We start from the raw sequence: 12,790 nt of genomic DNA on the forward strand, positions 1-12,790 counted from the left end.
AATGCTATGACAAAGAAAATAGTAGCTCTAGCAGGGGACGGAATTGGCCCAGAAATCATGGAGGCTGGTTTAGAGGTTCTGGAAGCTCTAGCTGAAAAAACAGGTTTTGACTATGAGATTGATAGACGACCCTTCGGAGGTGCAGGTATTGATGTTGCGGGGCATCCCTTACCTGATGAAACCCTCAAAGCCAGTAGAGAAGCAGATGCTATTCTCCTAGCGGCTATCGGTAGTCCTCAGTATGATGGAGCAGTAGTTCGCCCTGAACAAGGCCTGCTGGCTCTCCGCAAGGAACTCAATCTCTATGCCAATATTCGACCGGTAAAAATCTTTGATAGTCTCAAGCATTTGTCACCACTCAAACTAGAACGAATTGCTGGTGTAGACTTTGTTGTGGTGCGTGAGTTGACAGGAGGTATCTACTTTGGAGATCATATCCTTGAAGAGCGAAAAGCGCGTGATATCAACGACTATAGCTATGAGGAAGTAGAACGGATTATTCGCAAGGCCTTTGAAATTGCAAGAAATCGAAGAAAAATCGTCACTAGTATCGATAAGCAAAATGTTCTAGCAACATCAAAACTCTGGCGGAAAGTAGCTGAGGAGGTCGCGCAGGATTTCCCAGATGTAACCTTGGAACACCAGCTGGTAGACTCAGCTGCCATGCTCATGATTAGCAATCCTGCCAAGTTCGATGTTATCGTAACGGAGAATCTTTTCGGAGATATCTTATCTGATGAATCAAGCGTTCTATCTGGTACACTTGGAGTTATGCCATCAGCCAGTCATTCTGAAAAGGGTCCAAGCCTTTATGAACCTATTCACGGTTCAGCTCCTGATATTGCAGGTCAAGGAATTGCCAATCCTATCTCCATGATATTATCTGTTGCTATGATGTTGAGAGATAGTTTCGGACGCTATGAGGATGCAGTGCGTATCGAGCGTGCTGTTGAGGCAAGTTTGGCAGCTGGAATTTTAACGAGAGATATAGGAGGACAGGCTTCGACCAAGGAAATGACGGAAGCTATTATTGCAAGGTTATGAAGTTAGACGAAAAAATTACTCTTGCCCTCTTGATTTGGAATGTCATGGTTTTCTTGATTTATGGCATTGACAAATCCAAGGCGAGGAGAAGAGCTTGGCGCATCCCTGAGAAAATCTTACTTATTTTAGCCTTTACTTGTGGTGGTTTTGGTGCCTGGTTAGCAGGAATCATCTTTCATCACAAGACTAGAAAATGGTACTTTAAAACGGTTTGGTTTCTCGGGATGGTGACCACACTAGTAGCCTTATATTTTATTTGGAGGTAATGGATGGCAGGAAAATCGATTTTTGATAAATTATGGGACCGTCATGTCATCACAGGAGAAGAGGGGCAACCCCAACTCATGTATGTGGACCAGCATTATATCCACGAGGTGACTAGCCCGCAAGCTTTTCAAGGACTGCGAGATACAGGTCGCAGATTGAGACGACCAGACTTGACATTTGGAACCTTTGACCACAATGTCCCGACAGTCAATATTTACGATATTCGAGATGTGATTTCTAAGGCTCAAATTGATAAGCTTGCAGAAAATGTTGAGGAGTTTGGGATTGAACATGCAGCCCACGGTTCTGAAAAGCAGGGGATTGTTCATATGGTTGGTCCAGAAACAGGAAGAACCCAACCAGGGAAATTTATCGTCTGTGGGGATAGTCATACAGCAACTCACGGAGCTTTCGGAGCAATCGCTTTTGGAATTGGGACCAGTGAGGTTGAGCATGTCTTCGCTACCCAGACACTCTGGCAGGTCAAACCCAAGAAAATGCTGGTAGAATTCACTGGTGTTCCTCAAAAAGGAGTTTATTCTAAGGATTTCATTCTAGCCTTGATTGCCAAGTACGGCGTTGCCTGTGGTGTTGGCTATGTGGTGGAATATCGGGGACAAGCGATTGATGCACTGAGCATGGAAGAGCGAATGACTATCTGCAATATGTCCATCGAGTTTGGTTCTAAGATGGGGATTATGAATCCGGACCAAACCACCTATGACTATCTTAAGGGACGAGAATGTGTTCCAGAGGACTTTGAAGAGGCTGTGGCGGATTGGAAAACAATTGTCAGTGATGAGGATGCCGTTTATGACAAGGTTATCCGGATGGATGTCTCAGACTTGGCTCCCAGGGTAACCTGGGGAACCAATCCTGCTATGGGCGTTGACTTTGACAGTAGTTTCCCAGAAATTAAGGATATGAATGATGAACGAGCCTACAATTATATGGATTTGGAACCAGGTCAAAAGCCAGCAGATATTGAACTAGGTTATATCTTTATCGGCTCTTGTACAAATGCTCGTCTCAGTGACTTGCAGCTGGCGGCGCGATTTGTCAAAGGGAAGAAAATAGCTCCTAACTTAACGGCTATCGTGGTTCCGGGCTCTCGTCCTGTCAAACGAGCTGCTGAGAAGTTGGGTTTGGATAAGGTTTTCATAGATGCTGGCTTTGAGTGGAGAGACCCAGGTTGTTCTATGTGCCTAGGAATGAATCCAGACAAGGTCCCTGATGGTGTCCACTGCGCCTCAACCAGCAACCGCAACTTTGAAGACAGACAAGGATTTGGTGCTAAGACTCATCTCTGCAGTCCAGCTATGGCAGCTGCGGCAGCTATCGCAGGGCGTTTCGTAGATGTTCGGCAAATGCCAGAAGCCCAGTAAGGAGAGGATATGGAGAAATTTACAGTTTATACGGGAACGACCGTTCCTCTCATGAATGATAATATCGACACCGACCAAATCCTACCCAAGCAGTTTCTCAAGTTGATCGATAAGAAAGGCTTTGGTAAGTACCTCATGTATGCTTGGCGTTATCTGGACGACAAGTATACTGAGGATCCTGACTTTGTCTTTAATCAGCCTGAATATCGTAAAGCCAGTATTCTTATCTCAGGGGATAACTTTGGGGCAGGTTCTTCGAGGGAGCACGCCGCTTGGGCTCTAGCGGACTATGGTTTTAAGGTTGTGATTGCAGGATCTTTTGGGGATATTCATTACAATAATGAACTCAATAATGGCATGTTGCCTATTGTTCAGCCCAGAGAGGTTAGAGAGAAACTAGCCCAGCTTAAACCAAGTGACCAGGTAACTGTGGACTTGGAACAACAAAAAATCATCTCACCAGTTGGAGAATTCACTTTTGAAATCGATAGCGAATGGAAACACAAACTCTTAAATGGTTTGGATGATATCGGTATTACTTTGCAGTATGAAGATTTGATTGCTGCCTATGAAAAACAACGACCAGTCTACTGGCAGGATTAGAAGAAAATTAGAAAAGGAAATAGAATTATGACGAAACACATTCAATGGAACGGAACACTTTCACAAGAAGGCTATGACATTTTAAAAGGTGAGGGAGGGTGCATTGTTTGCCCTACAAAAGTCGGTTATATCATCATGACTAGCGATAAGGCAGGACTTGAACGCAAGTTTGAAGCCAAAGAGCGTAACCGTAACAAACCAGGTGTTGTTCTCTGTGGTAGCATGGATGAGCTTCGCGCCTTAGCACAACTCAACCCAGAAATTGAAGCCTTCTACCAAAAACATTGGGACGAAGATATTCTTCTTGGTTGTATCCTTCCTTGGAAACCAGAAGCCTTTGAAAAACTAAAAGCATACGGTGATGGTCGTGAAGAGCTGATGACTGACGTGCGTGGAACGAGCTGTTTCGTTATCAAGTTCGGGAAAGCTGGTGAACAATTGGCTGCCAAACTTTGGGAAGAAGGCAAGATGGTTTATGCCTCATCAGCTAACCCATCTGGAAAAGGAAACCGTGGTAAGGTAGAAGGTATCGGAGAACGCATCGAAGGGGCAGTTGACCTTGTTATCGAGGCGGACGACTATGTGGCATCTATCCAGCCTGACAAAACGATTGAAACACGCTATGAGCAAGGTGTGATGGTCTCTATGGTTGATAAAGACGGCAAACTCATCCCGGAACAAGGGGGAGCACGTTCAACTTCACCAGCTCCAGTTGTAATCCGCAAAGGGCTTGACATTGATAAGATTATGATGCACCTGTCAGACACCTTTAACTCATGGGACTATCGTCAGGGCGAGTATTATTAGGATAGAGAAGAAGTGGGGAGACAATAATCTTTCCTCTTTCTTTTGTTTTATAATATAAGTAAAAACCGAACAATATAATTTAATTTATAAAATTATTTGACAAAAACTGTACTTTGATTTATAATTAATTAAGGAAACGTCGGAAAAGGCGTAGTGATGCGAGAGCATAGGTAGGTCATTACAAAAGAAACGAGACATCGATATGTTAAATGAATTTCCAATTTTTGATTACGAAGATATTCAATTGATTCCAAATAAATGTGTCATTAAAAGCCGTGCAGAAGCGGATACAAGTGTCACTCTAGGAAATCACACCTTTAAACTACCTGTTGTGCCAGCTAATATGCAGACGATTTTGGATGAAAATGTAGCAGAGCAACTGGCTAAAGGTGGTTACTTCTACATTATGCATCGTTTTGATGAGGCAGGACGCATTCCTTTTATTAAACGCATGCACGAGCAAGGGCTCATTGCTTCTATATCTGTTGGTGTTAAGGACTACGAGTATGATTTCGTTAGCCAGCTCAAGGCTGATTCTCCTGAGTACATCACGATTGATATTGCCCATGGTCATGCGGATAGCGTGATTTCTATGATAAAACACATCAAGAAAGTATTGCCAGATACTTTTGTTATTGCTGGAAATGTGGGAACACCAGAAGCGGTGCGTGAATTGGAAAATGCTGGTGCAGATGCTACTAAGGTTGGTATCGGTCCTGGTAAGGTTTGTATCACCAAGGTCAAGACTGGTTTTGGTACAGGTGGTTGGCAATTGGCTGCTCTCCGCTGGTGTGCTAAGGCTGCACGTAAACCGATTATTGCTGATGGAGGAATTCGTACTCATGGCGATATTGCCAAGTCTATCCGTTTCGGTGCCAGCATGGTTATGATTGGTTCCCTCTTTGCAGGACACATCGAAAGTCCAGGGAAAACAATTGAAGTTGATGGTGAACAATTCAAAGAATACTATGGTTCAGCTTCCCAATACCAAAAAGGAGCTTATAAGAACGTGGAAGGAAAACGTATCTTGCTTCCTGCCAAAGGTCATCTGCAAGACACTTTAACTGAGATGGAACAAGACCTTCAAAGTGCTATTTCTTATGCAGGTGGACGTCAGGTTGCTGACCTTAAACACGTTGATTATGTTATCGTGAAAAACTCCATCTGGAATGGGGATGCTTCCCACTAAGACAGGGGATTTGACCAGAAAAAAACTTGTTATTAGAGCAAATTTTTGTTATAATGAAACAAGTTTCCACCCTTAGTGTAATGGATATCACGTAAGATTCCGGTTCTTGAGATGGGGGTTCGATTCCCTCAGGGTGGATGTAAACATCCTAAAAAAGCCTTTAATAGGGCTTTTTTCTTTACACAGCCCTAAATTGGCCCTTAAAACTGAAAATCTCTTTTTAAAGAATTCCCAAATGTTTTCCAGTCCCGTTTTAAAGTGACTCAGGGGGCTTTTTTTGATATAATAAAAAGGACTGTTATCAGTTAGAAAGAGGTTGGTATGAAAGAATTACAAACTGTACTAAAGAACCATTTTGCAATCGAATTTACAGACAAAAATTTACTGGAGACTGCCTTTACTCATACGAGTTATGCCAATGAGCACCGCCTCTTAAAAATTTCACACAATGAACGCTTGGAATTTTTAGGAGACGCTGTTCTACAGTTATTGATTTCAGAATATCTGTATAAAAAATATCCTAAAAAGCCTGAGGGTGACTTGTCTAAACTCCGTGCCATGATTGTCCGCGAGGAAAGTTTGGCTGGTTTTGCGCGTGATTGCCAGTTTGATCAATTTATCAAGTTGGGTAAGGGGGAAGAAAAATCTGGTGGTCGCAATCGTGATACCATTCTTGGTGATGCCTTTGAAGCCTTTCTTGGTGCCCTCCTTTTGGACAAGGATGTGGCCAAGGTTAAGGAATTTATCTATCAAGTCATGATTCCTAAGGTTGAAGCAGGCGAATTTGAGATGATTACAGACTACAAAACCCATCTCCAAGAGTTACTTCAGGTCAATGGCGATGTGGCTATTCGTTATCAGGTGATTTCTGAAACGGGTCCTGCCCATGATAAGGTTTTTGATGTTGAAGTTCTTGTCGAAGGTAAGAGCATCGGCCAAGGGCAAGGTCGTTCTAAGAAACTAGCAGAGCAGGAAGCTGCCAAAAATGCCGTTGAGAAAGGGCTGGATTCATGTATTTAAAGGAAATCGAAATTCAGGGATTCAAGTCTTTTGCTGATAAGACTAAGGTCGTCTTTGACCAAGGTGTGACGGCAGTTGTTGGACCCAATGGATCTGGAAAATCGAATATTACAGAAAGTCTGCGTTGGGCCTTGGGGGAATCAAGTGTTAAGAGTCTCCGTGGGGGCAAGATGCCGGATGTCATTTTTGCTGGAACTGAAAGTCGCAAACCGCTCAATTATGCTTCTGTAGTTGTGACTCTGGATAATAATGATGGATTTATCAAGGATGCAGGTCAAGAAATTAGGGTAGAACGCCATATCTATCGTAGTGGAGATAGCGAATACAAGATTGACGGCAAGAAAGTCCGTCTGCGTGATATTCATGATCTTTTCTTGGATACAGGTTTGGGACGAGATTCCTTCTCCATTATTTCCCAAGGGAAGGTTGAGGAGATTTTCAACTCCAAGCCTGAGGAACGTCGAGCTATTTTTGAAGAGGCTGCTGGAGTTTTGAAATACAAGACTCGTCGAAAAGAAACTGAGAGTAAACTGCAGCAAACTCAGGATAATCTAGACCGCTTAGAGGACATTATCTACGAGTTGGATAATCAAATCAAGCCTCTTGAGAAGCAAGCTGAAAATGCTCGTAAGTTTTTAGATTTGGAAGGTCAACGCAAGGCTATTTACTTGGATGTCCTTGTTGCTCAAATCAAGGATAATAAAGCTGAACTAGAGTCGACAGAAGAAGAGTTGGCACAGGTTCAGGAACTATTGACTAGTTATTACCAAAAGCGTGAAAAATTAGAGGAAGAAAATCATACTCTTAAAAAGCAACGCCAAGATTTACAGGCTGAAATGGCCAAAGATCAGGGCAGTTTGATGGACTTGACCAGTCTGATTAGTGATTTAGAGAGAAAATTAGCCCTATCGAAATTAGAATCTGAGCAAGTAGCCCTCAATCAACAGGAAGCACAAGCTCGTTTGGCTGCTTTGGAGGATAAGAGAAATTTACTCAGCCAAGAAAAATCTGATAAAGAAAGCTCATTAACTCTGTTAGAGGAAAATCTAGTCCAAAATAATCAAAAACTCAATCGTTTAGAAACTGAATTGCTAGCTTTTTCAGATGATCCTGATCAGATGATTGAGCTCTTACGTGAACGCTTTGTAGCTCTTCTACAAGAAGAAGCTGATGTCTCAAACCAACTGACTCGCATCGAGAATGAGTTGGAAAATAGTCGTCAGCTTTCTCAAAAACAAGCAGATCAATTAGAAAAGCTGAAAGAACAGCTGGTTACAGCTAAAGAAAAGGCAAGCCAGCAAAGGAATGAGCTTGAAACTGCCAAGGAGCATGTTCAGAAATTATTGGCTGACTATCAAGTCTGTGCCAAGGAGCAAGAGGAACAGAAAACTTCCTATCAAGCTCAACAAAGCCAACTCTTTGACCGTCTGGATAATCTCAAAAACAAGCAGGCCAGAGCTCAGAGTTTGGAAAATATCCTGAGAAATCATAGTAACTTTTATGCAGGTGTTAAGAGTGTTCTCCAAGAAAAAAATCACCTTGGTGGGATTATTGGTGCAGTCAGTGAGCACCTGACTTTTGATGTGCATTATCAAACTGCCCTAGAAATTGCGCTTGGAGCCAGCAGTCAGCATATTATTGTGGAAGATGAGAACGCGGCGACTAAGGCGATTGATTTCCTAAAACGTAACAGAGCTGGTCGTGCGACCTTTCTTCCATTGACGACTATCAAGGCTCGTACGATTTCTAATCAGAACCAAGATGCTATCTCTGCAAGTCTAGGATTTCTGGGTATGGCAGATGAGCTAGTGACCTTTGATCAGAGACTGGAAGCCATTTTCAAGAACTTGCTAGCTACGACTGCTATTTTTGATACTGTAGAACATGCGCGTGCAGCAGCTCGCCAGGTTCGTTATCAGGTTCGTATGGTGACATTGGATGGGACAGAGTTGCGTACAGGTGGTTCCTATGCAGGTGGAGCTAATCGCCAGAATAACAGCATTTTCATCAAGCCAGAACTGGAGCAATTACAAAAAGAAATTGCTGAAGAAGAAGCAAGCTTGCGTTCAGAAGAGTCGAGTATGAAGACCTTGCAAGACCAGATGGCTAGATTGACCGAATCATTAGAAGCAATCAAATCTCAAGGAGAACAAGCTCGTATTCAGGAGCAAGGCTTGTCCCTCGCTTATCAGCAGACCAGTCAGCAAGTTGAAGAGCTAGAAACTCTTTGGAAACTCCAAGAAGAGGAATTAGATCGTCTTTCTGAGGGAGATTGGCAAGAGGATAAGGAAAAATGCCAAGAGCGCCTTACTACAATCGCCAGTGACAAGCAAAATCTGGAAGCTGAGATTGAAGAGATTAAGTCTAACAAAAATGCCATCCAAGAACGTTATCAGAACTTGCAAGAACAGGTAGCGCAAGCTCGCTTGCTTAAGACAGAACTGCAAGGGCAAAAACGTTACGAAGTTGCTGATATTGAACGTTTAGGCAAGGAATTGGATAATCTGAATATCGAGCAAGAGGAAATCCAGCGCCTTCTTCAAGAAAAGGTTGACAATCTTGAGAAAGTTGATACGGATTTGCTCAGTCAACAGGCCGAAGAAGCCAAAACTCAGAAAACAAACCTCCAACAAGGTTTAATTCGCAAGCAGTTTGAATTGGATGATATTGAAGGTAAACTGGATGATATTGCTAGTCATTTGGACCAAGCTCGCCAACATAATGAGGAGTGGATTCGCAAGCAAACACGTGCTGAAGCTAAGAAAGAAAAGGTTAGCGAGCGCTTACGCCATTTACAAAGCCAATTAACAGATCAGTATCAGATTAGCTATACTGAAGCACTAGAAAAGGCTCATGAACTTGAAAATCTCAATCTGGCAGAGGAGGAAGTTAAGGATTTAGAGAAGGCTATTCGTTCACTGGGTCCGGTCAACTTGGAAGCTATTGACCAGTACGAAGAAGTTCACAATCGTCTGGATTTCCTAAATAGCCAGCGAGATGACATTTTGTCGGCGAAAAACTTGCTGCTTGAAACCATTACAGAGATGAATGATGAGGTCAAGGAACGCTTTAAATCAACCTTTGAAGCTATTCGTGAGTCCTTTAAAGTAACTTTCAAGCAGATGTTTGGTGGGGGTCAAGCAGACCTGATTTTGACTGAAGGAGACTTGCTGACAGCTGGGGTTGAGATTTCTGTTCAACCACCAGGCAAGAAAATCCAGTCCCTCAACCTCATGAGTGGTGGGGAAAAAGCCCTATCAGCTCTAGCCTTGCTTTTCTCTATTATTAGAGTTAAGACTATTCCATTTGTGATTTTGGATGAGGTAGAGGCTGCGCTTGACGAAGCCAATGTTAAACGTTTCGGGGATTACCTCAACCGCTTTGACAAGGACAGCCAGTTCATCGTCGTAACCCACCGTAAAGGAACCATGGCAGCGGCTGATTCTATCTATGGAGTGACCATGCAAGAATCAGGTGTCTCAAAAATTGTTTCGGTGAAGTTAAAAGATTTAGAAAGTATTGAAGGATGACAATTAAACTAGTAGCAACGGATATGGACGGAACCTTCCTAGATGGGAATGGACGCTTTGATATGGACCGCCTCAAGTCTCTCTTGGTTTCCTACAAGAAAAAAGGGATTTACTTTGCGGTAGCTTCGGGGCGCGGATTTTTATCTCTAGAAAAATTATTTGCTGATGTTCGTGATGACATCATTTTCATCGCGGAAAATGGCAGTTTGGTAGAGTATCGAGGTCAAGACTTGTATGAAGCGACCATGTCTCGTGAGTTTTATCTATCAACTTTTGAAAGGCTGAAAACGTCACCTTATGTAGATATCAATAAATTGCTCTTGACGGGTAAGAAGGGCTCTTATGTGCTAGATACGGTTGATGAGACCTATTTGAAAGAGAGCCAACATTATAATGAAAATATCCAAAAAGTAGCGAGTTTAGAAGATATCACAGATGATATTTTCAAATTTACAACCAACTTCACAGAAGAAACCCTTGAAGCTGGTGAAGCTTGGGTAAACGAAAACGTTCCTGGTGTTAAGGCCATGACAACTGGCTTTGAATCCATTGATATTGTTCTGGACTATGTCGATAAGGGAGTAGCCATTGTTGAATTAGCTAAAAAACTTAGCATCACGATGGATCAGGTCATGGCTTTTGGAGACAATCTAAATGACTTGCACATGATGCAGGTTGTGGGACATCCTGTAGCTCCTGAAAATGCACGACCAGAAATTTTAGAATTAGCAGAGACTGTGATTGGTCACCATAAAGACCAGTCGGTTATAGCTTATATGGAGGGCTTATAATGGCAGATATAAAATTGATTGCATTGGACTTGGACGGGACCTTGCTGACTACTGATAAAAGGTTGACGGATCGTACCAAGGCAACCTTGAAAGCTGCGCGTGATCGTGGTATCAAGGTCGTATTGACAACTGGTCGTCCCTTAAAAGCTATGGATTTCTTTCTCCATGAGCTAGGGACTGACGGTCACGAAGATGAGTATACCATTACTTTTAATGGTGGTTTGGTTCAGAAAAATACAGGTGAAATCCTTGATAAGACAGTTTTTTCATATGATGATGTGGCACGCTTGTATGAGGAAACAGAGAAATTATCACTGCCTCTTGATGCCATTTCAGAAGGAACTGTTTATCAAATCCAATCGGACCAAGAAAGTCTTTATGCCAAATTTAATCCAGCATTGACCTTTGTTCCAGTGGACTTTGCAGACTTGTCTAGTCAGATGACCTACAATAAATGCGTGACTGCCTTTGCTCAAGAACCCTTGGATGCAGCCATTCAGAAGATTTCTCCAGAATTGTTTGACCAATATGAAATCTTTAAATCACGTGAAATGTTGCTAGAGTGGTCACCAAAGAATGTTCATAAAGCAACAGGTTTGGCTAAACTAATCAGCCATCTTGGAATCGACCAAAGCCAAGTCATGGCCTGTGGTGATGAGGCCAATGACCTTTCTATGATTGAGTGGGCAGGACTCGGTGTTGCCATGCAAAACGCTGTTCCTGAAGTCAAGGAAGTCGCAAATGTGGTAACTCCTATGACCAACGATGAGGAAGCTGTCGCCTGGGCTATCGAAGAATATGTGCTAAAGGAGAATTAAGATATGGGATTATTTGACCGTCTATTCGGAAAAAAAGAAGAACCTAAAATCGAAGAAGTTGTAAAAGAAGCTCTGGAAAATCTTGATTTGTCTGAAGATGTTGAGCCAGCCTTAACAGAAGCTGAGGAACTTCCTCATGAAGAAGCAGAAGTTGAAAGTTCTGAAGAAGCTCTGCTCCAAGAAGAGGAAAATCAAGACACAGTTGAAGAAAGTCTGGATTCAGAACCAACTGTAGAAGTTTCTCAAGAAGAAATAGAAGAATTTCCAAACTCAGAAGAAGTCACAGAGGAAGAGAATACGGAGCTCCTAGAGACTGTAGAAGAAAATAATTCTGAAGTTCTTGAAGCAGAAACGACTCAAGTAGAAGAGACTGTTCAGGAAAAATATGACCGCAGTCTCAAGAAAACTCGTACAGGATTTGGTGCTCGTTTGAATGCCTTCTTTGCCAATTTCCGCTCTGTTGATGAAGAATTTTTCGAGGAACTGGAAGAACTGCTAATTATGAGTGATGTTGGTGTCCAGGTCGCTTCTAACTTAACAGAGGAGCTACGCTACGAAGCCAAGCTTGAAAACGCCAAGAAACCTGACGCACTTCGCCGTGTCATCATTGAGAAATTGGTTGAGCTTTATGAAAAGGATGGCAACTACGATGAAAGAATCCACTTCCAAGATGGCTTGACAGTCATGCTCTTTGTCGGGGTCAATGGTGTTGGGAAAACAACTTCTATCGGGAAACTAGCCCACCGCTACAAACAAGCTGGCAAGAAAGTCATGTTGGTTGCGGCAGATACCTTCCGTGCAGGGGCAGTAGCCCAGCTAGCAGAATGGGGCCGTCGTGTAGATGTTCCAGTAGTAACTGGAGCTGAAAAAGCTGACCCAGCCAGTGTGGTCTTTGATGGCATGGAACGTGCCGTATCTGAAGGTATCGATATTCTCATGATCGATACTGCAGGTCGTCTGCAAAATAAGGATAACCTTATGGCCGAGCTAGAAAAGATTGGTCGTATCATCAAACGTGTTGTGCCAGAAGCTCCGCATGAAACCTTCTTGGCACTTGATGCATCAACAGGTCAAAACGCTCTTGTACAGGCCAAAGAATTTTCAAAAATAACGCCATTAACTGGAATTGTCTTGACTAAGATTGATGGAACTGCTCGAGGTGGTGTTGTTTTAGCCATCCGTGAAGAACTCAATATTCCTGTAAAATTGATTGGTTTTGGTGAAAAAATCGATGATATTGGAGAGTTTAACTCAGAAAACTTTATGAAGGGTCTCTTAGAAGGCTTAATCTAATCAGAAGCAAAAATCCTGCAAGGCACAAACTTGCAGGATTTTT

At 42.7% G+C, this 12,790-nt stretch carries 11 protein-coding genes and 1 tRNA gene; all 12 read left to right on the top strand.

Features of this window, described 5'->3' with window-relative positions:
- Positions 1–6 precede the first annotated feature (6 nt).
- Positions 7–1,044, top strand: coding sequence for a 3-isopropylmalate dehydrogenase (gene leuB / locus L0P31_RS05790; protein WP_078238405.1), 1,038 nt, complete (start codon positions 7–9; stop codon positions 1,042–1,044).
- Entirely contained in the window at positions 1,041–1,310 is a 270-nt protein-coding gene (locus tag L0P31_RS05795; protein WP_078238406.1) for a DUF1294 domain-containing protein, read from the top strand. The genes leuB and L0P31_RS05795 overlap by 4 nt, the downstream gene beginning before the upstream one ends.
- A 3-nt stretch (positions 1,311–1,313) precedes the next feature.
- Entirely contained in the window at positions 1,314–2,696 is a 1,383-nt protein-coding gene (gene leuC / locus L0P31_RS05800; protein ID WP_238096145.1) for a 3-isopropylmalate dehydratase large subunit, read from the top strand.
- Between the two features lie 9 nt (positions 2,697–2,705).
- Positions 2,706–3,299 (top strand): 3-isopropylmalate dehydratase small subunit, encoded by a 594-nt coding sequence (leuD, locus tag L0P31_RS05805; protein WP_238096147.1) that lies wholly within the window; start codon positions 2,706–2,708, stop codon positions 3,297–3,299.
- A 27-nt stretch (positions 3,300–3,326) separates the two neighbouring features.
- Entirely contained in the window at positions 3,327–4,106 is a 780-nt protein-coding gene (locus L0P31_RS05810; RefSeq protein ID WP_000160505.1) for an L-threonylcarbamoyladenylate synthase, read from the top strand.
- A 202-nt stretch (positions 4,107–4,308) separates the two neighbouring features.
- Positions 4,309–5,295: a GMP reductase gene (locus L0P31_RS05815; RefSeq protein ID WP_084953742.1), complete on the top strand. Its 987-nt coding sequence runs from the start codon at positions 4,309–4,311 to the stop codon at positions 5,293–5,295.
- Between the two features lie 66 nt (positions 5,296–5,361).
- A tRNA-Arg gene (locus L0P31_RS05820) sits at positions 5,362–5,433 on the top strand.
- A gap of 183 nt (positions 5,434–5,616) precedes the next feature.
- On the top strand, positions 5,617–6,315 hold the full coding sequence (rnc, locus tag L0P31_RS05825) for a ribonuclease III (protein ID WP_000661503.1): 699 nt from the start codon (positions 5,617–5,619) through the stop codon (positions 6,313–6,315).
- Positions 6,306–9,845, top strand: a complete 3,540-nt coding sequence (gene smc, locus L0P31_RS05830) for a chromosome segregation protein SMC (protein ID WP_238096149.1) — start codon at positions 6,306–6,308, stop codon at positions 9,843–9,845. Before rnc ends, smc begins: the two co-directional genes overlap by 10 nt.
- A complete protein-coding gene (locus tag L0P31_RS05835) occupies positions 9,842–10,636 on the top strand; it encodes a Cof-type HAD-IIB family hydrolase (RefSeq protein ID WP_000153043.1) in 795 nt (264 codons plus the stop codon). The genes smc and L0P31_RS05835 overlap by 4 nt, the downstream gene beginning before the upstream one ends.
- Positions 10,636–11,454, top strand: coding sequence for a Cof-type HAD-IIB family hydrolase (locus L0P31_RS05840; RefSeq protein WP_000763434.1), 819 nt, complete (start codon positions 10,636–10,638; stop codon positions 11,452–11,454). Before L0P31_RS05835 ends, L0P31_RS05840 begins: the two co-directional genes overlap by 1 nt.
- 3 nt (positions 11,455–11,457) lie before the next feature.
- Positions 11,458–12,747, top strand: coding sequence for a signal recognition particle-docking protein FtsY (ftsY, locus tag L0P31_RS05845; RefSeq protein WP_000522340.1), 1,290 nt, complete (start codon positions 11,458–11,460; stop codon positions 12,745–12,747).
- The last annotated feature ends 43 nt before the right edge of the window (positions 12,748–12,790 follow it).

It is taken from the genome of Streptococcus mitis (assembly GCF_022137125.1).
In the GTDB taxonomy this organism is placed as follows: Bacteria; Bacillota; Bacilli; order Lactobacillales; family Streptococcaceae; genus Streptococcus; species Streptococcus mitis_CE.

Coding starts and splice junctions, on each gene's coding strand:
- leuB (WP_078238405.1), top strand. CDS start 7: ATGACAAAGAAAATAGTAGCTCTAGCAGGGGACGGAATTGGCCCAGAA.
- smc (WP_238096149.1), top strand. CDS start 6,306: ATGTATTTAAAGGAAATCGAAATTCAGGGATTCAAGTCTTTTGCTGAT.
- rnc (WP_000661503.1), top strand. CDS start 5,617: ATGAAAGAATTACAAACTGTACTAAAGAACCATTTTGCAATCGAATTT.
- L0P31_RS05840 (WP_000763434.1), top strand. CDS start 10,636: ATGGCAGATATAAAATTGATTGCATTGGACTTGGACGGGACCTTGCTG.
- ftsY (WP_000522340.1), top strand. CDS start 11,458: ATGGGATTATTTGACCGTCTATTCGGAAAAAAAGAAGAACCTAAAATC.
- L0P31_RS05835 (WP_000153043.1), top strand. CDS start 9,842: ATGACAATTAAACTAGTAGCAACGGATATGGACGGAACCTTCCTAGAT.
- leuC (WP_238096145.1), top strand. CDS start 1,314: ATGGCAGGAAAATCGATTTTTGATAAATTATGGGACCGTCATGTCATC.
- L0P31_RS05810 (WP_000160505.1), top strand. CDS start 3,327: ATGACGAAACACATTCAATGGAACGGAACACTTTCACAAGAAGGCTAT.
- leuD (WP_238096147.1), top strand. CDS start 2,706: ATGGAGAAATTTACAGTTTATACGGGAACGACCGTTCCTCTCATGAAT.
- L0P31_RS05795 (WP_078238406.1), top strand. CDS start 1,041: ATGAAGTTAGACGAAAAAATTACTCTTGCCCTCTTGATTTGGAATGTC.
- L0P31_RS05815 (WP_084953742.1), top strand. CDS start 4,309: ATGTTAAATGAATTTCCAATTTTTGATTACGAAGATATTCAATTGATT.